The organism is Mycoplasma zalophi (assembly GCF_018914005.1).
Classification (GTDB): Bacteria; Bacillota_I; Bacilli_A; order Mycoplasmatales; family Metamycoplasmataceae; genus Metamycoplasma; species Metamycoplasma zalophi_A.
This window is the reverse complement of sequence record NZ_JAHMHI010000001.1, coordinates 20,283-43,960: the sequence shown is the minus strand read 5'-3', so window position 1 is coordinate 43,960 and position 23,678 is coordinate 20,283. Positions and strand designations below refer to the sequence as shown.

Sequence of the window (23,678 nt, the reverse complement as noted above, 5' to 3'; positions counted from 1 at the left end):
TTAAATCTTGAACTTTTTATATTTTAGTTTTGTAATTTTTTAATTTCTTCAGTATATGAAGCATGTTTAGCTTCAAAAATTGCTAATTTTTCTTTAATTTCTTGTACTTTTTCAGGTTTTGCTTTTTCAATGAATTTTGGATTATTTAACATTTTTGATGCGAATTCAATATCTATGTTATTTTGTTTAATTAAATCATTTAATCTATTAATTTCTAAGTCTTTTGTTTCTTGATCTAATAAAATGTTAATTGTAAAATCTGAAGCTTGAATTAAAGTATCTGAATTTTCTTTGTATTGGAAATTAGCTAGTTTTTCAATAATTAATTTATCATTTTTTGTTAATTTAGAATAAGGAGTTGCATAAAATAAAACTTTTGCTTTAGAAATATTTTTTGTTTCACGATATTTTCTAAGTTCAGTAATTATTTCAATAATTTTTTCTGCCTTTGTATTTTTTGTACTTGGATATTTAATTTTTGGATTTTGAATTTCTAAAATATTTTCATTGTACATTATTTCATATAAATAATCAGTTGTAAAAGGTAAAAATGGATGCATTAAAATTAATATTTTTTTGAAAATTGTGTGTATTAATTGAGTATTTTGTTTAAATTTAGCAAATTCTAAGTATCAACCACTAAATTCATTTACTAAGAATTTTTGAATAAATTTATAACTTACACTAAAGTCATATTTATTCATGCTGTTTGTTAGATTTTGTTCAAATTCTTTTAATCTTTCTAAAATTCAATTATCATAAGCATCATTTTTTGTTTCTTGATCATTTTCGATTGATAATCCTTTAACATATCTTGCTATGTTTCAGAATTTATTTACAAAAAGTTTAGATGATTCTAATTTTTGATCTGAGTAATGAATATCTTGACCAGCGGTTAAATTAAATAATAAAGAAATTCTTAATACGTCACTTCCATATTCATCAATAACTTTAATTGGATCAATTCCATTACCTAAGCTTTTTGATAATTTTCTTCCTTGAGCATCACGCACTAATCCATGTAATAAAACTTGTTTAAATGGTATTTGTTTATTAAATTCTAAACTCATAAAATACATTCTAGCAACTCAGAAGAAAATAATATCATATCCAGTTACTAAAAGTTGAGTTGGGAAATAATGTTTAAAATCTTCTGTTTCATTCGGTCATCCTAAAAATACAAAAGGACTTAAACCACTACTAAATCAAGTATCTAAAACGTCAGGATCTTGAACTCAATCATCACCAGGATTTTCTAATGAAACGATAATTTGATTACCTTTATAATATGCGGGAATTCTATGTCCTCATCATAATTGTCTTGAAATTGTTCAATCATATGTTTTTTCCATTCATGATTTAATTACTTCTTTAAATCTTGAAGGGATAAATTCAACTGCATTTTCAGATTCAAGATTTTCTAATAACATTTTAGACATTTCATCCATTTTTAAAAATCATTGTGATCTAACTAAAATTTCAACTACAGCACCGCTTCTTTCGCTAATACCAACATTTGAAACAGTGTCTTCAACTTTGATTAAATAACCTTCTTCTTCTAATTTTTTAGCTATTTTTTCACGCGCAGCAATTCTTTCTAACCCTTTAAATTCATTGGCTAAATCATTTAATAATCCATCATCATTAATACATTCATTAATTTGTAAATTATTTTTTTCAATAATGTTAATATCTTCAACTGCGTGAGCAGATACTTTCATAAGCCCACTACCAAATGATATATCAATATATTCATCACTTATTATCGGAATTTCTTTTTTTGTTAATGGATGGATAAGGATTTTATTTAAATATTTTATATATCTTGAATCATCAGGATTAAATGCAACAGCAACATCACTAAATAATGTTTCAATTCTTGTTGTAGCTATTTCTAAATACTCATTTTCATTGTCTTTGAATGGATATTTAATATAATACATTTTTTGATTAGTTGCTTCATTTATAACTTCAATATTACTTAATGCTGTTTTTTGAATTGGATCTCAATAAATTGGTTTTGTTCCTCTGTATATTAAACCTTTATTATATAAAGTAACAAAAACTTTTAATACTGCCTTATTCGCTTCTTCATCTAATGTAAAACGCTCTTTTGAATAATCTAAAGCTAATCCTAGTGTTTTTCACTGTTCATCAATTAAATGTGAATGTTTATTTTTTCATTTTCATACTTCTTCTATAAATTTCTCTCTACCTAAAGTATGTTTTGAAATTCCTTGTTCATGTAATAATTTTTCCACTTTTGATTGTGTTGCAATTCCAGCGTGGTCTTTTGCTGGTAAAAATAATGTATCATAACCTTGCATTTTTTTAAATCTTATTACAGTATCTTGTATATAAGTGTCAAGTGCATGTCCAACATGTAAAACACCTGTAACATTAGGAGGTGGCAAAATGATTGTAAATGGTCGCTTGGTTTGATCATGAGTTTCAAATACTTTTGATTCAACTCATTTTTCATATCTATTTTTTTCTACTAACTTATGATTAAATATTTTTTCCATAGTTTTTTGCTTCTCCTCATGTTCTTTGGTGCTGAAATTAGCAATTATAGTTTCTGGTAGTTCATAACTATCCTTAAATTCAGCATTTTTTTGTGTTTTTTTTTCGACATTAAATAAAAGATTATATATTTTTTTATCTTTTATTTGTTGTTGTGTTGATCAAGAAATTAAATTGTTTCAATTACAAAATATTTCATGTCCTTTGTCGATTTTAAAAAATTGTTTTGATAAAAATTTGCTTGAGTTTAAAAAATAACTATTCAAAATTTCTTGATTTATGTTATTTTTTAAAATATATTTTGTAAATGGATGAATTGGACTTTTTATAATTGAAGAAATTTTCCCTTTTTCAATAATTTGTTCATTATCAAAAATAATTGTATCCATTGAATATTTAGCTGCTAAGTTAATATCATCTAAAAAATATATTGCAGATATTTTATTATCTAAAATGTATTTATTTGTAGTTGTTAAAACGTATTCTTTTTCGGATTGCTTTAATTCATTAATTAAATTTCCAATTAATATTATTTTTGGTTTTAAGTAAAATAATTCAAATAATTCTAAATTTATTAATACTTCGTTATTTATATTAGGAATTCTTTTTTCTAAAATATTTTTAGGTAGTTTATATTTATCTAAAAAGTCGTAAATAAATTGTTTTAATAAAAACGCTATTTCGGAATCATTTGATGATTTTTTGTTATTTATAACATCAAATATTTTATAAAGATTTTCGCGATAATAAGTTAAATGTTCTTTTTGTTTTTTTAGATATAAATATTTTTTTTGTAAATTTTTTATCAGAAGTTCCTCAGTTTTTAAATCTTTATTTTTTAGTAATCAATTATTAAATTTAACTTCAAATTTTTGAACTATTTTCTGAATATTTTCATAATTTTTATTAAATAAATTAGATTCTTTTCTTAATTGAAATTCTATTTTGTTCTTAAATTCACCATGTTTTATTTTAAATTGTTCTTTATTTCATTCAAAATCTAACTCCAATTCTCTTAATTGTAATTGTTGTTTATAAAGTTCGACATTATTTTTTAAATTTCAAACATTATCTACTTTTTTGAAAATCTTTTTAAATCCTCTTCAATGAGGTTTTAAAAACATATCCTTTCTTGAATTAAAATAATCTTTTTTATTTTTTTGTACTATTTTGTTATATTCATCAAAAATAGTGATTATCTGATTTTTCATTGAAAAAATTAATTGCTTTTGAATTTTTTTACTGCGTTTTTGTTTTTTATCAAAAAATGATAAAGTTTCAAAATCATTTATGAATTTTTTTAATTCTTCTAAAAATTGTCTAATTTGTTCTGATTCCAATCAACGAAATTTAAAAATATTTCTTATTAAGAATTTTCATAACAATTTCAATGATATGTATCTTTTTTGATAATATTCTTTTTCATCAATTTGACTTGCAATCTTAAATTTATGTAAGTAAATTAATTTTTTTATTAAGATATCATCAACTATCTTAAATAAAACTTTCATTTTTTTGTAATTATTTACATTTGCTTGTTTTCTAAATGTAAAATAATTTTTTCATTTAAATATAAATTTATGTTTATGAATTTTATTTTTTGAAATTTGGTTTTTTAATTTCAAAATTTCTTGACGATTAAAAAGTAAAATATTTTCATTTAATAAATTACGATAATTTTTGTAATTTGTAATTAAATTTTGTTCTATATCTTGGATATTATTAATAGACTTTGTGATTAAAATATTCATAATATTTAATCATTCATCAAAATTTTTAGAATTTAAAGTAAATTCAAATTTATTATATTTATAAAAGAAGTCACTAATATATTTATTTTCATTTTTAAAAAAAGTAGTTAATGAATTTAAGTAAATTAATTCAAGATCGTCATGATATTCATTAATAATTTCTATGTGTTTTTTATTAAATTCTGTTTGCAAGTTAGGTTTATTTTTGATGAGTAAATCAAATCTTTTTTCAATATATTCTCTTAACCTTCTGTTGTAATAATTATTTTCAATAATATCAAAGTGAAATCCATAACTTATATCATTTAAAAATTTCTTAATATTTTGTTTATTGGTGTTTAAAACATTATTATCATAAATTAAAAAACCTTGGTAATTTTGAAAATTATTTTCAAATGTCAAGGCTTCGAAAATTCTATTTTGAATATGGTTATTTTTATTTACTAAAGATAAAATACTATTTTGTCTTAATTGAAAATCAAGATCATCAAAATATATTTGATGATTTTTTTTATTAAAATTAGCTAAACTTATCGATTCTAGAATAATTTTTTTATCTAGATTCATTAATAACCTGTAACTGTTTTTGTATTTATTAATGGTGCAATGATTCGATAAGCTGTAAAAATAACAATTAGGTTAAACCAGACTTTAACGGGACTTAATAATGTGTGTGAAGTTAAATTAATTCAAAAATCAGTTTTTAGAGATTGATAATCTCCCCATGATAATAAAATAACATTAGTAAATTCTAAAATTCCACAAAATGTTACAATTGCCATCATATCCATAAATCTTTGGTATTTTCTTCTTAAAAAGAATCTATAAATACTTACCCCTAAAATCATAGAAGCAAAACCACTTGTTGTTAAAATAATATAAAATCATTTATTTTTTACGAATCTATTGTTTTGAAATACACTATCAGAAATATTTAATAAAGTAATAACAATTATTAAAACTTGAATACAAAGAATAATTACTGTTGAAATATAAGAAAAATTAATTAAACTTGTTGGTTTAGATTTTGATTCAATTAAAATTAATTTAACTTCATAAAAAGCAACCTTTTCTGAATATGTTTGAGCTTCATTAAAATCACCCGAATTAAGTGCATCATTATGTTTTTTATTATAAAAAGAAATAATTTGTTTGTATTTATATATTTTGTAACGATAGTTAAATAACAATCCCCCTAAATTAAAGAAATATCACACAACTAAACCAGGAATAATCCCTGCAATAGCAACTGCTAGTGTATATAAAACATTATAATAAGTAGGTACCAAAGCAAAACTGATTAAATCAGCTAAAACACCTGTAATAGCACCTATAAAAGGTCCAAATAAAAATCCAGTGATTTTTACAGGTAATCCTATAAAAGAAAATTTAAAGCTGGGTAAAGCACTTATCGGAACAATACGCACACTAATGATAAAAAAAACAACACTAATTGCAATCAAAACACCAACAAAAGCAATCTTTTTTGAATTTCATTTACTGAAATTAATGTGTGTTTGACTTTTTAATCAACTAATATAGTGCTTTACTCCACCAGGAATTTTATCCATGATTACTCCTTAAATTTAATATATTAAAATTATATAAAATTTATATATAAATTAACACATTAACTATGTTTTTTCATTTTGTCTAATTTTTTATCAATTGTTTGTGTAGAAATAAATGTTTTATAAAATGTAGCATTAATTAACACCCCTGTATAAGTAAAATAACTCATTGTTATTAAAAATAATTCAATATACATAAACGAAGATATTAGTCCGAATTTTTTGTAATTAAAAAGCGAAGTTAAAAAACCAAAAATAATTACAAATATACTGGTAGGTATTGTACTAATTCACACACCCGGCATAACATATGCATATTTTAATCTAAATAAAGGTGCATAATGATAAAGTAAAATGTACACAACAAAAAAGAAACTAAAAATTAAAAAAGGTAAAATTAAATAAAATGTTAAACTAAATTGTCAATCTGAAAATGTATAACCTGCACTTTTTTTAAGAAAAGCTAAAAATGATACAAACATTAAAAATACTAAAAAAAGCAATATTGTCATACATATAACAATTCATAAACCTTTCAACCTGTTTCGAGCTCAATTTCCAAGATTTTTATGTTCATATAAAATACTGTTTGATTGAACGAATTTAGAATATCCAGCACTTGAAATTCAAAATGCAGAAATGATAAAAATAACCCCAACGAAAACATCAGTTTTAGAAAGTGCACCCCCTTTTCCAAAAAAGTTAGGAATAATATTTTCAATTCCAGGAATTATTTTCCCTAAAACAAAATGAATTGTGTCATTATATTCTTGATTTATGTATCCTATTGAAGAAATAATTGAAAGAATGGGAATAAAACTCATAAATAAATATAATGAAAACCCGGAAGGAATAAATGCAAATTCATGACTATGTAATTTTTTGTGTGTTTCTAAAACAATTGAATGTGTTTTTTCATTTTCATTTTTTAAGTATTTTTTAAGCGAAATTTTTAAAATAAAATATATGACAAATCGTATAGTTTTTTCTACGAAATTAGCAGAAGAATTAAATTTTAGTAAATTGATATTGTGTTTAAATTTTTGAAATTTGTTTTTTTTGCGCTTACTTCAGCCTGTTTTTGGTTTTTTTAACATACTATTTATTTAATTTTTTTTCAATAATTTCTTTGCTTGCTACTGGATTTGCTTGTCCTTTAAAGTTTTTCATTATTTGACCAATTAAAAACTTAGTAACTTTATCAGGATTTTGATTGTATTCATCAAAAATTTCTGGTTTTTGTGAAATTAATTGATCAACATATATTTCAATTTCATCACTTAAATCTTTTAATTTCAGATTATTTGTTTCAATTATAGTTTCAATATCCAATGAAGGATTATTTTGAATTTTATCTAAAATAATAGTAAGTGAATTTTTTTGAATTTTTGAACCATCAATAAGGTCAATAGAAGTAGATAAATTATCTAGTGATATTTTTAAATCACCAATATTTAGATTTTGATTATTTAAAAAACTTACAACATCACTAAAAAATAAATTTGTGATTTTTTTAAAATGTGCGCGTGATTTTGCTGCTAATTTGTCTAAAAAATCAGCATAATCTAAGTTTTTTAATAATTGGTCATATTGAACTTTATTTAAACCATTTTCAATATATCTAGATTTTTTTTGTCATGGTAATTCTTCTAATTTTACTGAATCAATAATTTCATCTGTTAGTTGAATAGCAGGAATGTTTGGTTCAGGGAAGTATTTATAGTCAATTGCAGAAGATTTTGAACGCATTTTTTTATTTGTTTGTGTAGCTTCATCAAAACGTTTTGTTTGTTGCTCAAAAGCTTCATTATTCTCTAATTTTTCTACTTGTCATTTAAATTCATATTCAATTGCTTTTTCAACATTTGAAATAGAATTTAAATTTTTTATTTCCACTCTTGTATTAAATTTTTCATCAGTTTTTTTTCTAACTGAAATATTTACATCAGCTCTTAAAGAACCTTCATTCATTTTAGCATCACTAATTCCTAAACTAAGTGCAACTAATCTAATTGTATTTACATACTCAGCAGCTTCTTTTGCACTACGCATTACTGGAAAAGAAACAATTTCAATTAAAGGAACACCGGCACGATTATAGTTTAAAAATGTTTTATCCCCTTCATGAATTTGTTTTGCGGTGTCTTCTTCTAAGTGAATTCTTTCAATTGCAATATTTTTTATGTTATCGTCTATTTCAATTGGAAGAGTTCCATTTTTTCCAATTGGTCTAAATTGTTGTGTGATTTGATACCCCTTAGGAAGATCGGGATAAAAATAATTTTTTCTATCAAAATGTAGCTCATGGTCAATTTCCATATTTAAAGCTTTTGCTAATTTAATTCCATAAATAACTGCTTGTTTATTTAAAAGTGGTAAAGTACCAGGATAAGCAAGATCAATAACGCTAGCAGATGTATTTGCTGCTAAATTAAAATTGTTCTCAGCATAAGAAAACATTTTAGTTTTTGTTGAAAGTTCAAGGTGAATTTCAATTCCAATAACTGGTTCATAATCTGAATAATTCATTAGTTATCTCCGATCATTTTTTCAATATATAAGGCATGTTGTAGCATTTTTACATCATCAAATTTTTTTGCATCTATTGAAATTGAAAAAGGAAGATTATTTTCTTCTTTTCCTAATGGAATTGTAATTGATGGATTACCTGTTAAATTAGCATTTGTTAAAATATCATCCATAAAGCTAATCTCTAATTTTTGATCAAAAGCAGGTGCTGCTGATTTTGTTGCTGGATAGATAAAAATATCACAGTTATTATGAATGTTTGTAAAATAATTTACAATATAACGGCGCATTTTTTGAGCTTTTTTTAAATATTTATCTTGATTTTCTTTTTCTAAGTAATAACTTCCCAATAATATTCTTCTTTGTACCATTAACCCAAGTCCTGTTTGGCGGGTTTTTATGTATGTTTGTTCTCAATTATCATCTGAAATTTGTTTTCCAAAATGAATTCCGCTTAAATTAGCTAAATTTGAAGAGGCTTCTGTAAAGGCAATAATTTGATAAACGACAGAAATTGAATTAAGAAGATCTTTGTCAACTGCAATAGGTTGTAATTTAATATTATCTGCTTTTAATTTTTCTAACAATTTTTTGTAACCATCAGCAATTTCATTGTTTAGAAAATCAAAACAATCTAAATAAGAAACAACAGTAGGTTTTTTTTCAATAATTTCGCTTGATGAAAATTCTAAATTTTTTGATGTATTATCATTTTTGAAATCTTGTTTAAAAAGTACATTAGCAATTTCAAATGAATCATTTACATTGTGAGTCATTCACCCAACTGTATCCAACGAAGATGCGAATGCAAATAACCCATATCTACTCACCGTACCATAAGATGGTTTAAATCCAACTTTCCCTACATAACTTGCTGGTTTTCTAACACTGTCGCCAGTATCTGAACCAATTGCAAATGAAAGATTATCATTTAAAGTAGCAGCTGACCCAGAACTTGAACCACCAACGTAGTGATCTTTATTTAATGGATTTTTAATAAGTCCATAATGAGAAAAAGTACCTGTCCCACCTAGTCCAAATTCATCTAAATGAGTTTTAAAAGCACAAGTTGCACCAGCTTCTTTTAGTAGTGAAACAATAGTTGCGTCGTAATTGGGATAAAAATTTTCTAAAAAAGAACTTGATGCATGTGATACAGAATCTTTTGTTGCATAGTTATTTTTTAAACTAAAAACGGTGTTAGCAAGCACACCATTATTATTTAATTTAGCGTTTTCATAGATATAAGCAATAGCATTATTATTATCATTTTTTGCATCTAAAATAGCTTTATCTAAGTTTCCTTTTTTAATCATTAATAACCTTTCTTATAATCACAAAATTTTCATCATGTATTTTAGCATTTGCAAGTAATTTTTCTTTGTCTAAAGCTTTTGAAGGAATATCATCTCTTAAAAAATCAAAACTAACTAATTCTTCATTAATGTGTGTCATAGGTTTAATATTTGTTAGGTCAAACTTATCAAGTAATGCTAATTGTTTTTTAATTTCTTCGTGTTCTTGACTCATGAATTGAAAAAGTTCTTCTTTAGGTTCAAAAAGAAGATTACGTGCTAAGCTAATCATTTTTTCTTTTTCCATTATTTTCTCCTATCATTTTGGATAACTTATAAATTGTTGATCATTTAAATGATCTCATTTTTTGTCTAGATTTCTGATAGTAATGCTATATGCATGTAAAAAAACACGATGTGATTTTTTTGCTCCATATTTTGTATCCCCTAAAATTGGAAAGCCTAAATGTTCAAGTGTTGCTCTGATTTGATGCTTTTTGCCAGTCTTAATTTCTGCATATTTTTTGTTATTTTCAACAAAAAATCTTGTTACTGCTTTGACACCTTTTTTGTCTTCTGTTACTTTCATTTTTTGTTTTTCTATGTCCTTTACAAGTTTAACTGTTACCAGTTTATCTTCATTTATATCACTTACAAATTGATATATTTTTATAAAGTTTTCTTGTTTTTCTTTAAATTCAACCAGTGTTTGATAATTTTTAGCATAAATAACTAATCCGCTTGTGACTTTATCTAATCTTCCGATTGAATCTGGTACAAAACTGTCAGTTTTTTTAAATTTTAAATATGTTAAAACTTGATCATTTAATGAATTTTCTTCATTAACCATAGCTATTCCTGCTTTTTTATCAACAATTAAAATATCATCATCTTCATATATTTTTTTGAAAGTTATATTAGCTTTTTTATATGTTGATTCACTATCTTTTGTAGTATCTTCAATACCATAAACAGTAACAACATCATTTTCTTTGATTTTGTATTGTTTATCATTTATCCTAATATTATTGACTTTTATATCTTTTTTACGAAATACTTTTTCGATTTTAGAAATAGGCACATTATCTGCTCTTTTTACAATAAATTTAAATAATGTACGACCTTCGTCATTTGCTGTTGCTTTAAATTGTTTCATGTTCTTCCATTTCTTGTGATAGTTGTTCAACACCCGTATTTTCCATTTGTCTTTGACTGTTAAATAAATCAAATTCTTCTTCATTTAAATTACCTTCACTTGAATAATTATTAAATTCAGGAAAAGGAGGTAACTCTGCTAAACTTTTAATTTTGAAATAATCATAAAATTTATCTGTAATTCCATATAAAATAGGTTGTCCAGGAGTTTGTGCTACTCCAACTTCTTCAATTATTCCCTTAGTTAAAAGCGTAACTACAATATGATCACTAGCAACACCTCTTATGTTGTTTATCATTGATCTTGTAATTGGTTGTTTGTATGCTATTATTCCCGCAGTTTCAATTGCTGCTTGTGAAAGATTTTGTCTTCTTGCAACTGTTACTAATTCACTAATAACATCTTTTGCTTCATCTGTTGTTAAAAATTTAAATATATCATTAAATTCGTGAACTTTAATTCCTCTGTTTTGGTTATTAAATTCATCTGCAAATTTCTTTAATAGTGTTCTTGCTGAAGTAATTGAATCTAGTTTAAGTGATTCTTTTAATTGTTTACTACTTAATCCTTCATCACCTTGAACATATATTAATGCTTCAATTATTTTTGTGTAATTATTCATATTTTATACCTTTTGAAATTGTAATAATCTCTGATTCATTATTTGCTTCAATGACAACTTTTTGTTGTCTTGATAAATCAAGTAAAGCTAATAAACTAATCACAAAGTGACCCATACTTGGCACACTAAACACTTCTTCAAAACTTAAAATATTTTTATCTTTAAATAAATCAAGTATAACTTTTTTCATTTCTTCAGGACTAATATTTTTTGTTTGAAGAGAAATATTTTTTAAAGCTTCTGCATATGTTCTTTCAAACATTTTTCTTAAAATAATTGTTAATCTAGTAGAAGAAGAATGACCATCTAAAACGCTTTCATCTATTTTTTTTACAAAAGAAGTTAAATCGCTAGGAGCTTTTTGAAATAATTGTTTTCTTTGTTGTTCTTGTTCTCTTAATGTTGCTGATATTTCTTTAAATTTTTGATATTCAGCAATTTGACTTAAAAGTCTTACTTTTTCTTTTTTAATTTCCTCTTCTTCTTGAGGATTTTGTAAAATTATTCTCGCTTTTAAGTGAATTAAATTAGCTGCCATAACTAAATATTCACTAGCTAAATCAAAATCAATTTTGTTTAAATTTTCAATGATTTTTAAATATTGACTTGCAAGTTCAGATAAATCTATATCAAAAATATCAACATTTTTTTCTTTTATTAAAGTAACCAATAAATCAAGTGGGCCGTTAAAATTTTTTAAATTAAATGTAATTTCAGAATTTTGATTGGGCAATTCTTGCATATCCTAAAAGTCCTTATATTTGTTTGCTTTAGCTTCTAATTTTGCTTGTTTTTTAGCTCTTTTTTCAGCATAAGTTAATTTGTTTGAAACTTTTTTAGGTTCTAAAGATTTTTTAGAAACATAAACTTCTTGATTTTTGTATTTTGATTCAATTGTATTTTTTACAATATGTGCAATTTGATGTGTTTCTAAATTTTGTATTCTAAATGGATCAATTGGATCATGGAAAATTACTTCAACTGTTAATTTTTTAGATCTTTTTGGATTTAATGCTTGACCTGCATTATTAATTGTTACTGGTACAATAGAAACGAATTTAGATTTAGGTATTTTAAATGCTCCAGGTTTAAAATCTAAAAGTTTATCATTATGAGATCTTGTACCTTCAGGGAAAATAACACCTAATGATTTATTTTCTTTTATAAATGTTCCAAATGAATCTAAGGTTTTTAATCCTTCTCTTGGATTTTGTCTATTTAAATAAAATGTATCAATGAAATTTGAAGGTATTCTTGTTCTTCAATCATTTTCTAATTCTTGTTTTGCTAAAAAGTTAACAATTTTATTTTTAATTGACTTATCTTTGTTTTGTTTTTCTAGTGCTGCTAAAATGATTAATGGATCTAAATTAGATACGTGATTTGGATATAAAATCGCTGTTTGTGGTAATTTATCAAATCCTTTAATATCTAATTTAATATTTAAAGTTTTAACTAATTTCTTAGCTCTTTTTAATATATAATCATGTCTTTCTTGTGCACCATATAATGTTGGGTTACGACGATAAGTATTTGATCTTGAAACTATTCTAAAAAATCTTCATAATCAAAGTGGACTAAACAAAATCATTTTTAATTTTATATTCATTATTTCTCCTTAAATTTAATTGCCATTGCAATTACTAAATCACCTTCACTACTTGTTGAAATATCAAAATTCTTGAAGTGATATTTGTGATCTTTTTTTATATTTATGTTGGAAAAAGTATTAAATGTATTATCTGCTTTAAAAATTGCTTCTTTAATAGCTCATCTTGTAGCTAAATATTTACTTTTATTATTTATGGTTTGATATTCTTTAAATTCTTCACTAGATAAAATTCTCTTTGCAAATTCATCATTTTTGTTTAAAAATCTGCTAATTGAAGTGATATCTATTCCAACTTTATTCATAATATTTTAATTATAAATTATTTTTAATTTTTGAGGTTACTTTAATAAAATATTTATATTTTATTCTATTTTTTTACTTTTAATAATAAAGGAGTTAAAAATGCAAAAAAATCGTGGAATGTTACTTGAAAGTATAATCAATAAAACAAATGAAAGATACTATTTAAATCAAGTTGCTTTTTGTCAAAAAAAGGAACTAAATATAAAATTCAAAAGAGTTATAAATAAAGATGAAAAACTACAACTTAAAGACGCAAAAATCTTTTCAAAAAGTACAGTGGATTATTATGGAGTATATAAAGGAAAATTTATTGCTTTTGAAGCGAAAGAAACAGACTCGAAATCATTTTCACTAAACAACATAAAAAAACACCAACACAAATATCTTTTAGATATTACAAAATTTGGTGGAATTGGCTTTTATATTGTGTTTTTTAAACAATTTGATTGTTTTTTGTATATAAATTGTTTAGAAATTGACAAAATTTGAAAAAATAAAAAATCGCTTTCTTATGAAGAAGCGATAAAAATTTCCAAAAAAATAAATTTAATATTTCCTGGAGTTTTAGATTATATAAATTGTATTAATTAATTTTTTGTTTAACTACTTTTGAAAATTTAAATTTTGGTTCATATTTTGCTTGGACAGTTAATGGTTTTTGTGAAAATTTATTAATTGTTTCTTTTTGGTCTTTAAATTGAGTGGTGAATGTGCCAAAGCCACTAATTGAAATCTTTTCATGTTTTTTAAGACCTTCTAAAATAATTTCTTCAATAGCATCATAAATATTCACTACTTCTTGATAATTTAAATTCAACCTTTTTGAGGTTTCTTGTAATAGTTGTTTTTTATTCATGCTATTCGTCTTTTAAATCTCTTGTGATTAATTTATTTAGCATTTCATTTATATCATGATCGTTAAAAATTACTTGATATAAACTATTTGTAATAGGTAGTTCCATTACATTTGTTTTAATTAAATTATCATAAATTGCTTTAAGAGCTGTAAGACCTTCAACTGTTTTTTGAGTATTTAGTGCTTCTTTTCCTACTTCACCATATAATTTTCCAAAACTAAAATTACGAGAAAATTCACTAAATGCAGTAACAATTAAATCCCCTATACCCGTTAATCCAAATAAAGTTTCTAATTTACCGCCGTTATATAATGCGTATTTTTTCATTTCCACAAGTCCTCTTGTAATAAGGGCTGCTCTTGTGTTAATTCCATAGTTTTTTGCATATAAAATTCCACTAGCAATTGCTAAAACATTTTTAAAAATACTTCCAATTTCAGCACCAATTACATCAGTTTGAGTATAAACTCTAAAATAATTATTTGAAAATAGTTTTTGAACTTTTTTTGCTATTTCTAAATTTTCATCCACAGCATCAACAACAGTAATTGAATCTTTAACAATTTCTTCGGCATGACTAGGTCCAATTAGCGAAACGACACCTAAAACGTCTTCATTATCTTTTGTTAAATTTTTAAATTGTGTGTGTAATGGAGTTATTGTTTGAGGATAAAAACCCTTTGCAACATTAATAAGTGTGACTTTTGAACTAAGATTTTCCATAGTTTTTTTAAACACATTATCCATAAATTTTGAAGGTACTGCAAAGACAACATAATTTGTATTTTTTAGAGCTTCATGTAAATTATTTGTGGTTTTAAAGCAAGGTAAATATGTTGTTTCTGGGAAGTATTTTGTGTTTTTTCCTGTTGTTAATTCAGCTAATTCTTGAGAATCTATTCCATAAATAATTACGTTGTGTCCGTTATTAAATAAGACTTTTGCAAGAGCAGTTCCCATTGAACCTGAACCAATAATTGTAATATTTTCACTAGTATTTTGTTTCATTTTTATTCCTTAATAATAAATTTATAGGTGTTCCTTCAAAATTAAAATATGTTCTAATTTGATTTTCTATGTATCTTAAGTAACTAAAATGCGCATATTCTCGATTATTTACATACATTACAAATGTAGGTATCTTAGCTTCGACTTGCTGAATAAATGAAATACTTAATCTTTTACCTTTAAAAGAAGGAGCGGGTTTTAACATCTGAATATCAACTAAAAAACTATTTAATTTATTTGTTGGTATTTTTCTTGAAATATTTTCTTTAACTTCAACAATTTTTTGTTTTAGTTTCTCTAATCTTTGTGTAGTTTTTGCACTTATAAACACAATTGGAGCTCAATCAACAAATTTAAATTTTTCATATAAATTCTTTTTAAATTGCACCATTGTATTAGTATCTTTTTCAATTAAATCTCATTTATTAACAACAATAATTAATGGTTTTCTTTGTTCATATGCAAAACCTGTGATTCTTAAATGAAAATGGTGAATATCTTCAGTTGCATCTAACATCAAAATAGCTAAATCACTATCTTCTAAGCTTTGCATTGCACGCATAAGAGCATAATGTTCAACACTTTCTACTAATTTAGATTTTCTTTTGATACCTGCTGTATCTATTATTTCAAATTGTTCATCATTTATATTAATTAATTCACTAATACTATCGCGAGTTGTTCCGCTCACATCTGAAACTATTGAACGATATTTACCACTTAGAGCATTTAGAAGTGAACTTTTTCCTACATTTGGTTTTCCAATAATAGAAAGTTTAAAAGTATTTGAATCATTATTATTAGAATTATCAATTAAGGAAGTGACTTTATCAAGCATTTCTCCAATTCCTTCACCATGAATACTACTAATAGGGAATATATCATCAAAACCTAAACTATAGAAAATAGGATCAAATTCACCTCTTTGTCCTTCTAATTTATTTAAAGCAACGATAATTTTTTTTGAACTTTTTCTAAGTAAATCAGCAACATAATAATCTTCTTTAGTCAAATCATGAGTAGCATCTAAAATAAAAATAATAATATTTGCTTCTTCGATTGCAATTTGTGCCTGAACAGTTATTTGTGATTGCATATTATCATCATCACTAACGGTAATTCCACCAGTATCTACTATTCTAAATGTTGTTCCAGTTCAGTATGCTTCATCATAAATTCTATCTCTAGTAACTCCGGGAGCATCATCAACAATTGATTTTCGTTTATTAATTAATTTATTAAATAAGGTTGATTTTCCTACATTTGGTTTTCCTACTATTGCGACAAGATCTTTCATTATTTAACCTCATTTATTTTATTAATTGCGAGTTCATATATTTTTTCATATACTTCCAAAATACTCATGTTTGTTGAATCAATTTCAATTGAACCTTCTGAAACTTTTAATGGATCTTCTTTTCGTGTAGAATCTTGATAATCTCTTGCTTTTATTTGTGCTAAAACTTCTTCATAATTTGATAAATGACCAAGTTCTAAATTTTGTAACATTCTACGCTGTGCTCTAATTTCCGCTTTTGCTCATAAAAATATTTTAAGTTCAGCATTTGGCAAAATTCGATAGGTTGCATCACGCCCATCAATAATTACACCTTTAAACGACTCAGAATATCATTGTAAAAATTTTACTATTTTTTCTCTTACACTAGGAAATACTGCAATATTGCTAGCCACCGTTGAAACTTCATCATCCCGTAAATTTATCGTAACATTTCTTTCTTTGTAGAATCAATTTTCTGATGAATCAACTCTAACATCTTCAAAATTTCATAATGAAACGATTTTTTCAGCATCATTAACATCAATATTATTCTCAATTGCAAGCAATGCCGATAATCGATACAATGATCCACTACTTATAAAAAAGAATCCCAATTGTTTTGCAAGCAATTTAGCTACTGAACTTTTTCCAACTCCCGACGGCCCATCTATTGCTATATTAATTCGTTTATTCATCATTTTTCATCCCTCTTTTTATGTTTTCTAATTCTTGTTTTAAATCATTTTGAATCACTAAAATTTCATTATCTAAAATCAATTTTTTAACCCTATTTATAAGTTCTTTTTTGTTTAGTGGATCATTAACAATTTTATTAATTTGAGTTTCAATCTCCTTAATTTTTTCAATTGAAGAAGCTATTTTAATGTCATCTGAAAAATTTCACTCTTGATTTAAACTATGATTATTTGGAAAAAAATTTAAATTTAATTCATTATTTAATTCTTCTAACATTTTTTCATAATCAGGAATGTTATTTACAATTTGTTGAACCTTCTTATTAAAATTTTTATTTTCTTTTTTTATTGCATTTTGAATAGAAGATGTTGAACTTAATTCATCTCTATATTCCTGTCAATATTTTTTCCTGCTAATCATAATATCTTATTATAAGATATTTTGTATAAAATAAAAACAGAAATACTCTGTTTTTAAGATTAACCTTTAATCACATCATCTACTCATTTTGAGTATTGTTTATCTTTATTGTTTTCTAAAGCTTCTAAAATAGAATGCTTTTCTTGTTTAGAAAGTTTAGGTATATACGTCTTAACAATAACTATCATTTTACCAATCATATTACGGTTTAGATACTTAATGCCTGCATCTTTGATTATCAATTTGTCACCGTCTTTTGTGTCTGAGTGAATTTTTAGTGGTTTTTTTCCATACGGTGTTGGAATTTCAATTGTTTCTTCTGCAATAACTGATTTAATAGAAACTGGAACTTCCATAATAATATCGTTTTCAACTCTTCTGTAAAATGGGTGTTTTTTAACATTTATAACTAAATGTAAATCACCTTTTGGTCCATTATTTTTAGAAGGTGCACCATATCCTGAAATAACGATGGTTTGTCCGCTAAAAATTCCCGCTGGAATGTTAATTTCTTTTGTTTCATATTCTTTTGTAATTCTTTGTCCTTTACAAACAGAACATACTTTTTTAACCATTTTACCTGAACCTGAACATTTATCACATGTAGTAACTGTTTGAAAAAATCCTAACATAGAAGCACTTACTTGTCCTGAACCAGAACATTTATCACAAGTTACAAGATCCTCAGGAGTATCCGCTCCAGTCCCTTTACATTTGTAACATGTTTCAATTTTTGGTAATTTTACATCAATTTTTTTACCATAAACACTATCTAAAAATTCAATGGTAATTTGATTTTCAATATCACTTCCTTTTTGTGGTCCTGCATTTCTTGAAGAACCAAAAATATCACCAAAGTCAAATGATTCACCAAAACTTTTACCAAACCCACCAAAGAAGCTTCTAAATATATCAGAAGCATCACCAAATCCTCCTGCACCACCTTGTTCAAATGCTGCATGACCAAATTTATCATATTTAGCTCTTTTATCTACATCACTTAAAACTTCATAAGCTTCAGAAACTTCTTTAAATTTTTCTTCTGCATCAGCTTCTTTGTTTCGATCTGGGTGATACTTCATAGCTAATTTACGATAAGCACTTTTTATATCTTTTTCAGTTGCATTTTTAGAAATACCTAAAATTTCATAATAATCTCGTTTTTTACTCATAGTCTTAATTTTAGCACAAAAATGTTTAGAGTGCTAAAAATTATCTTATTACAATAATTCTTTTTTTATTATTAATATCTTTAATAATTTCTTGATCTGGATAATATTTTTCAAAATATTGAGCAACAAAATCATCAATTTCAAAAATTAAAATTCCGTTAGGTTTTAAGAATTTTTTATAATCTTTTAAAATTTTTATGTAGTCTTTTAAACCATTATTTTTGGCATATAAGGCATAAGAAGGATCAAACTTTGGTCTGTCTTGTTTTTTTAGTTTTGATTTATCTAAATATGGAGGATTTGCAACAATTAAATCATATTTTTTATACACATTAGAAAATCAATTACTTTTAAAAATTTCTACATCTAAATTATTAAATTCAGCATTTTTTTTAGCCATTTTTAGTGCTTTTTTGTTTTTATCGATTAAAGTTACCTTACAATTGATATTTTTTTTGATTGCTAAACCAATAAAACCTGTACCAGTTCCCAAATCTAAAACTTCTGAATCTTTATTTAAAAATTCATAACATTTTAAAATAACTTCTTCTGTTTCATATCTGGGAATTAAAGTAGATTTATTCAAAAAAACACGGATAGATTGCATTTCACAATATCCGATAATTCTTTGTACTGGAAAATCTTTTTTTAGTAATTTTAATTCACGTTTTGAAATTTCAAGAGGTAAGTTATATCTTAATTTTTCTCTTAATAAAATTTCCTTATTGATCATTTGCTTGCTTTTCACCAATCATTTTAATTTTTTGAGCTTTTTCTTCACTTAATAAAGCATCGATAATTAAATCTAATTTACCATCGGCAACACTTTTTAAAGAAGCATTGAATGAAATTCTATGATCAGTAACACGGTCTTGTGGATAATTATATGTTCTTATTTTTTCACTTCTATCACCGCTACCAGTTAATTTTCGCAATGCACTTTCTTCAGCTTCTCTTTTTGATACTTCTAATTGATAAATTTTTGCTTTTAATAAATTCATTGCTTGTTGACGGTTAGCTATTTGTGAACGTTCATCTTGCGAAGTTACAATAATTCCGGTTGGAATATGGGTGATTCTTACAGCACTATCTGTGGTATTAACACTTTGACCACCAGCCCCCGAAGATCTAAATGTATCGATTTTTAAATCTTGAGTTCTAATTTCTACTTCAACATCGTCATCAACAGCTGGTAAAACAGTTACTGTAACTGTTGAGGTATGGACTCTACCTTGGGTTTCTGTAGCGGGTATTCTTTGTACTCTGTGTACTCCACGTTCAAATTTTAGTTTAGAAAAAACTTTTTCTCCGCTCACACTAAAAACTAATTGACTAAACCCACCAGCAGCTCCAAAAGTTGAATCAATTACTTTTATTTTCATATTTTCAGAATCACAATATTTTTGATAAATTTTAAATAAATCACCAGCAAAAATATTAGCTTCATCTCCACCAGCAGCTCCTCTTATTTCCATGATTACATCACGTTCATCATTTTCGTCTTTTGGAAGTAAAAGGATTTTTAATTCTTCTTCTAATTCTGTCATTTTTTCTTGTGTTTCATCAATTTCTATTTTTGCTAATTCTAACAATTCATGGTCTTTTTCAACTTTTAAAACTTCTTTTGCTTGAGTATAACTCATTTCTAATTCTAAATAATTTGAAAATTGTTTATAAATATCTTTAATTGAATTTTGTTGTTTTAGCAATGAATTATATTTTTTTATATCCTCATATATTTCTGGTTTCTGTAATGAGTTTTGAATATCTTCATATTTAGATTTAATAGCTATTAAGCTTTGATACATTGTTTTTTCCATAATTTTATTATTATATAATAATTTACTAAATTTACAAAAGGAAAATAATGAAAATTTTAAAATAATTTTACACAAATTAAAAAATAATTGCACAAAACATTGAAAAATACTGACAATTTTACTGAAAAAAATTAAAAACTATGAATTTTTGATAAATTCATAGTTTAATTAATTTGTGTTATTTTTTTAAGTTTTCATCATATAAATTAAAAAAATAATTTTTATAAATAATTTGATTTTCTGATTTTCATGCGAATTTTAATTGAAGTTGATTTTTTTTAGGTTGAAAATAACCAACATCAATTTTTCCATAATTTACAGCCACTTTTTTTATAATATCCTGAATAATATATGCCACCATATCCTGGTCAATGATAGGCTCAGAATTAATAATTTTTATTTTAGAATAATAATCAGTAAAATTTACTGAAGGAAAAATATTTTCGGATGTGAGATTTATTTCTTGTTTGTTTTTTGTGTTATTTATTGAATTTGTGTTTTCTTCTTCATTTGTTGTGTTTGTGGAATTATTAATATGTGTTATATTAGAAATTTGTATGTTTTTTCTCATGTAAATTACACTTAAGGTGATTATACCAGTTAATGATAATACAACAATAATCAAAAAAAATATTTTCTTATATGATTTCGTTATCTTCTTCAATTTTATTAAGAGATTCTCGTGAAAGTGCAATTAATTGATCTAAACTATATTGATTTTCAATAATGTTTAAAATTGCAATATTATCGAACGTCATTCAATTTAACCTATTTTTTATATTGGTATCCTCTAAGATTTGTAATTTAATATTGCCATCTTGTTGATTTAAAAGAGGATGTTTTATACTATGTATTTTAGATAAAACTATGTTTTTATACTTATTATTTATTGAAATTATTAATATAGGGCTAAACATACCCTTAAAATTGTAAGGCATAATATAACCATCTTTAGAATATAAGCTAAATCCTTGAACTGTTTTATTTAAATTAAAATCGAAATAAGTGTGAGTATTTAATGTCAACTTTCCAATAATATCATAGCCTTGAAATTTAGTAGCAGTTGCTTCTAAGTTAAAATTGCAATCGACTGCATCATTTATGTCTGGAAGAGCCATTACTTTTGCTTTTATATTCGATAAATTTGCTACTGGAATTTTTGATATATTATTATTTTTATCAACTATATTAGCAGCAAGATAATAAATATTTTTTAAATGTTTATAGGGATTGGGTTTTTCATTTATTAAAATTAATCTTGCATACTTAATGTTTTTTATAATTTTTTCATCATTTACACGTTCATAATTTCCGCTATATAATTCAAATTCTAATTCCAAAGGAATATCAAAAGCCTGATGAAAATTATTTATATTAAATGTTTTTATTATATCACTATGTCTAATTTCAATATGACTATGTAAATATTCATTCATTTTATTATTATTTATCTTATATACAGTAATTGCTACGTGGTTAATTTCTTCAAAATCAAATTTTGGAATTTTATTTATTCCTGTTATTAGTGAAAAATTAATTTCATTATTAAACACACGAGAAATAGGTAAAGGTTTATTGTTTATAAATATGCCAATAACCAATTTTTGGTTTGTTGTGTGTTTGTAATTTATTTCTAAAACAGAAGTGTCATTATGAATATGTCTTTTTATTTTTAATTTCAATAAATTATTGGGATTTAAAGAATCATCTAAAATTTTTGTTTCAGTTTTTAAATAAAGATTTTCACGATAATTTTTAATGATTTCTTGCTGATTTAAATTATATGTGTAATTAATCATTTAAAAAAATACACAAACTATCTAATACACTGTGTAAATATTTATAATATGTCGTTTTTGAAAAATATTCTTCATATCATTTTTTATTTGGATTAACATTTCATATTTCATTAAAAAATATTAGTCTTTCTTCGAAAGTTAAGCCTTCGTTAAAATAATCCATGATAGGAAGATATGTTTTAAATTTACTTTCTTCTTTTGAGTCTTGACTTTTTAATTTGTTATTTGTTATTTCTTGGTGAAATAGTTTTTTGGATAATGCACATTGTTGTCTATATATCATTATCCTAGAATATAAAGTCTGTGTTAGACTATCTATAAGTCTATTTTCCGATATTTTCATATTACCTCTAACGTAAAATAGTCAATTGGGATTATATCTAATCCCCGCTTTTATTATAAAAATAAAAAATGATTTTTTTGTTTATTTAGATACAAAAATAGGAAAAAACTAGGAAAAAAAGTCAAATTAAGATAAAAATGATTAATTTTTTTATAAAAGATAATAAAAAAACCCCATCTGGGGTCGATCAGCTTGATATGGTGGCTCCGGCAGGAATCGAACCAGCGACACACGGAGCTTCAGTCCGTTGCTCTACCAACTGAGCTACAGAGCCATGGCGGTCCAGACGGGAATTGAACCCGCGATCTTCTCCGTGACAGGGAGACGTATTAAACCACTTTACCACTGGACCATTTGGTTGCGGAGACAGGACTTGAACCTGTGACCTTTGGGTTATGAGCCCAACGAGCTGCCGACTGCTCCACTCCGCTATGTTAGGTATTTATAAAGTAGTGGTATAACTTTATAAATATATGGCGGGCAATGAGGGATTTGAACCCCCGCGGGCCGTGAAGCCCCTGGCAGTTTTCAAGACTGCTCCCTTCAGCCTCTTGGGTAATTGCCCATGGTGGACCCAACAGGACTCGAACCTGTGACCGACCGGTTATGAGCCGGTTGCTCTAACCAACTGAGCTATAGGTCCTAATCTATTCTAATTGGTGGCTCCGAAGAGAGTCGAACTCTTGACCTTCCGGGTATGAACCGGACGCTCTAACCAACTGAGCTACAGAGCCATGGTGGAGAGGATGGGACTCGAACCCACTACCTCCTGCGTGCAAGGCAGGCGCTCTGGCCAGGTGAGCTACCCCCCCATAAATGGTGAAGAAGACAGGATTCGAACCTGCGACCGCTTGAGCCCAAGTCAAGTGCTCTACCAAGCTGAGCTACTTCTCCACTTCTCATTTATTTAAGTTGCTTTATA

At 25.4% G+C, this 23,678-nt stretch carries 23 protein-coding genes and 8 tRNA genes; 1 reads left to right on the top strand and 30 read right to left on the bottom strand.

The features are described from left to right. Positions 1-23: 23 nt before the first annotated feature. Genes KQ877_RS04060 through KQ877_RS00205 form a run of 11 tightly spaced genes read right to left on the bottom strand, consistent with a single transcriptional unit; the run spans position 24 to position 13,361 of the window. Complete coding sequence (locus KQ877_RS04060) at positions 24-4,841, bottom strand: valine--tRNA ligase (RefSeq protein ID WP_308699328.1); 4,818 nt, start codon at positions 4,839-4,841, stop codon at positions 24-26. Continuing rightward, on the bottom strand, positions 4,841-5,845 hold the full coding sequence (locus KQ877_RS00250; protein ID WP_246777991.1) for an ECF transporter S component: 1,005 nt from the start codon (positions 5,843-5,845) through the stop codon (positions 4,841-4,843). The genes KQ877_RS04060 and KQ877_RS00250 overlap by 1 nt, the downstream gene beginning before the upstream one ends. Before the next feature lie 59 nt (positions 5,846-5,904). Next, complete coding sequence (locus tag KQ877_RS00245) at positions 5,905-6,942, bottom strand: YhjD/YihY/BrkB family envelope integrity protein (protein ID WP_216535669.1); 1,038 nt, start codon at positions 6,940-6,942, stop codon at positions 5,905-5,907. 1 nt (position 6,943) lies between these two features. Continuing rightward, a complete protein-coding gene (gatB, locus tag KQ877_RS00240) occupies positions 6,944-8,374 on the bottom strand; it encodes an Asp-tRNA(Asn)/Glu-tRNA(Gln) amidotransferase subunit GatB (RefSeq protein WP_216489007.1) in 1,431 nt (476 codons plus the stop codon). Further along, on the bottom strand, positions 8,374-9,690 hold the full coding sequence (locus tag KQ877_RS00235; RefSeq protein ID WP_216489009.1) for an amidase family protein: 1,317 nt from the start codon (positions 9,688-9,690) through the stop codon (positions 8,374-8,376). Before KQ877_RS00235 ends, gatB begins: the two co-directional genes overlap by 1 nt. Continuing rightward, positions 9,683-9,976 (bottom strand): Asp-tRNA(Asn)/Glu-tRNA(Gln) amidotransferase subunit GatC, encoded by a 294-nt coding sequence (locus tag KQ877_RS00230; protein WP_216489011.1) that lies wholly within the window; start codon positions 9,974-9,976, stop codon positions 9,683-9,685. The genes KQ877_RS00235 and KQ877_RS00230 overlap by 8 nt, the downstream gene beginning before the upstream one ends. A gap of 9 nt (positions 9,977-9,985) precedes the next feature. Further along, on the bottom strand, positions 9,986-10,825 hold the full coding sequence (locus tag KQ877_RS04005; protein WP_216535668.1) for an RluA family pseudouridine synthase: 840 nt from the start codon (positions 10,823-10,825) through the stop codon (positions 9,986-9,988). After that, a complete protein-coding gene (gene scpB / locus KQ877_RS00220) occupies positions 10,812-11,447 on the bottom strand; it encodes an SMC-Scp complex subunit ScpB (protein ID WP_216489015.1) in 636 nt (211 codons plus the stop codon). Before scpB ends, KQ877_RS04005 begins: the two co-directional genes overlap by 14 nt. Then, positions 11,440-12,189 (bottom strand): segregation/condensation protein A, encoded by a 750-nt coding sequence (locus KQ877_RS00215; RefSeq protein ID WP_216535667.1) that lies wholly within the window; start codon positions 12,187-12,189, stop codon positions 11,440-11,442. The genes scpB and KQ877_RS00215 overlap by 8 nt, the downstream gene beginning before the upstream one ends. Before the next feature lie 3 nt (positions 12,190-12,192). Further along, entirely contained in the window at positions 12,193-13,056 is an 864-nt protein-coding gene (locus KQ877_RS00210; RefSeq protein ID WP_216535666.1) for a lysophospholipid acyltransferase family protein, read from the bottom strand. Then, on the bottom strand, positions 13,056-13,361 hold the full coding sequence (locus KQ877_RS00205; protein WP_216489021.1) for a 4'-phosphopantetheinyl transferase superfamily protein: 306 nt from the start codon (positions 13,359-13,361) through the stop codon (positions 13,056-13,058). Before KQ877_RS00205 ends, KQ877_RS00210 begins: the two co-directional genes overlap by 1 nt. Positions 13,362-13,461: 100 nt before the next feature. On the opposite strand from KQ877_RS00205, the gene recU reads away from it, so the two are divergent. Continuing rightward, positions 13,462-13,953, top strand: a complete 492-nt coding sequence (gene recU, locus KQ877_RS00200) for a Holliday junction resolvase RecU (protein ID WP_216535665.1) — start codon at positions 13,462-13,464, stop codon at positions 13,951-13,953. Here recU and KQ877_RS00195 read toward each other — a convergent pair. The 19 genes from KQ877_RS00195 to KQ877_RS00105 all read right to left on the bottom strand — a co-directional run bounded on the left by KQ877_RS00195 (position 13,946) and on the right by KQ877_RS00105 (position 23,650). After that, a complete protein-coding gene (locus tag KQ877_RS00195) occupies positions 13,946-14,218 on the bottom strand; it encodes an HU family DNA-binding protein (RefSeq protein WP_216489026.1) in 273 nt (90 codons plus the stop codon). The two genes, recU and KQ877_RS00195, sit on opposite strands and share 8 nt — an antisense overlap. 1 nt (position 14,219) lies before the next feature. Continuing rightward, complete coding sequence (locus KQ877_RS00190; protein ID WP_216535664.1) at positions 14,220-15,227, bottom strand: NAD(P)H-dependent glycerol-3-phosphate dehydrogenase; 1,008 nt, start codon at positions 15,225-15,227, stop codon at positions 14,220-14,222. After that, positions 15,211-16,524, bottom strand: a complete 1,314-nt coding sequence (gene der / locus KQ877_RS00185) for a ribosome biogenesis GTPase Der (protein WP_216535663.1) — start codon at positions 16,522-16,524, stop codon at positions 15,211-15,213. Before der ends, KQ877_RS00190 begins: the two co-directional genes overlap by 17 nt. After that, positions 16,524-17,204: a (d)CMP kinase gene (cmk, locus tag KQ877_RS00180; protein WP_216489033.1), complete on the bottom strand. Its 681-nt coding sequence runs from the start codon at positions 17,202-17,204 to the stop codon at positions 16,524-16,526. The genes der and cmk overlap by 1 nt, the downstream gene beginning before the upstream one ends. Then, the gene (locus tag KQ877_RS00175; protein WP_216489035.1) at positions 17,194-17,622 is read right to left on the bottom strand and encodes a hypothetical protein; all 429 of its coding nucleotides are present in this window, start codon (positions 17,620-17,622) and stop codon (positions 17,194-17,196) included. The genes cmk and KQ877_RS00175 overlap by 11 nt, the downstream gene beginning before the upstream one ends. Positions 17,623-17,681: 59 nt before the next feature. Beyond that, entirely contained in the window at positions 17,682-18,794 is a 1,113-nt protein-coding gene (gene dnaJ / locus KQ877_RS00170; RefSeq protein WP_216535662.1) for a molecular chaperone DnaJ, read from the bottom strand. A 40-nt stretch (positions 18,795-18,834) separates the two neighbouring features. After that, complete coding sequence (locus tag KQ877_RS00165) at positions 18,835-19,527, bottom strand: peptide chain release factor N(5)-glutamine methyltransferase (RefSeq protein WP_216489039.1); 693 nt, start codon at positions 19,525-19,527, stop codon at positions 18,835-18,837. Next, positions 19,517-20,614 (bottom strand): peptide chain release factor 1, encoded by a 1,098-nt coding sequence (gene prfA, locus KQ877_RS00160; protein ID WP_216489041.1) that lies wholly within the window; start codon positions 20,612-20,614, stop codon positions 19,517-19,519. Before prfA ends, KQ877_RS00165 begins: the two co-directional genes overlap by 11 nt. A gap of 178 nt (positions 20,615-20,792) precedes the next feature. Next, positions 20,793-21,185 carry an MHO_1590 family protein gene (locus tag KQ877_RS00155; RefSeq protein WP_216535661.1) on the bottom strand — a complete coding sequence of 131 codons (393 nt, stop codon included), beginning with the start codon at positions 21,183-21,185 and terminating at the stop codon, positions 20,793-20,795. Positions 21,186-21,252: 67 nt separating this feature from the next. After that, positions 21,253-22,413: an MHO_1580 family protein gene (locus tag KQ877_RS00150; protein WP_216535660.1), complete on the bottom strand. Its 1,161-nt coding sequence runs from the start codon at positions 22,411-22,413 to the stop codon at positions 21,253-21,255. Continuing rightward, entirely contained in the window at positions 22,406-22,756 is a 351-nt protein-coding gene (locus KQ877_RS00145; RefSeq protein WP_216489047.1) for a hypothetical protein, read from the bottom strand. Before KQ877_RS00145 ends, KQ877_RS00150 begins: the two co-directional genes overlap by 8 nt. A 198-nt stretch (positions 22,757-22,954) precedes the next feature. Further along, positions 22,955-23,030: transfer RNA gene (locus tag KQ877_RS00140), tRNA-Phe, on the bottom strand. A gap of 1 nt (position 23,031) precedes the next feature. Further along, positions 23,032-23,108 (bottom strand) — tRNA-Asp (locus KQ877_RS00135). Between the two features lie 3 nt (positions 23,109-23,111). Continuing rightward, positions 23,112-23,187: transfer RNA gene (locus KQ877_RS00130), tRNA-Met, on the bottom strand. A gap of 43 nt (positions 23,188-23,230) precedes the next feature. Continuing rightward, positions 23,231-23,321: transfer RNA gene (locus KQ877_RS00125), tRNA-Ser, on the bottom strand. A gap of 1 nt (position 23,322) precedes the next feature. Continuing rightward, positions 23,323-23,399, bottom strand: a tRNA-Ile gene (locus tag KQ877_RS00120). Positions 23,400-23,413: 14 nt separating this feature from the next. Further along, positions 23,414-23,490 (bottom strand) — tRNA-Met (locus KQ877_RS00115). A gap of 1 nt (position 23,491) precedes the next feature. Beyond that, positions 23,492-23,568 (bottom strand) — tRNA-Ala (locus tag KQ877_RS00110). Positions 23,569-23,573: 5 nt separating this feature from the next. Then, a tRNA-Pro gene (locus tag KQ877_RS00105) sits at positions 23,574-23,650 on the bottom strand. Positions 23,651-23,678: the final 28 nt, after the last annotated feature.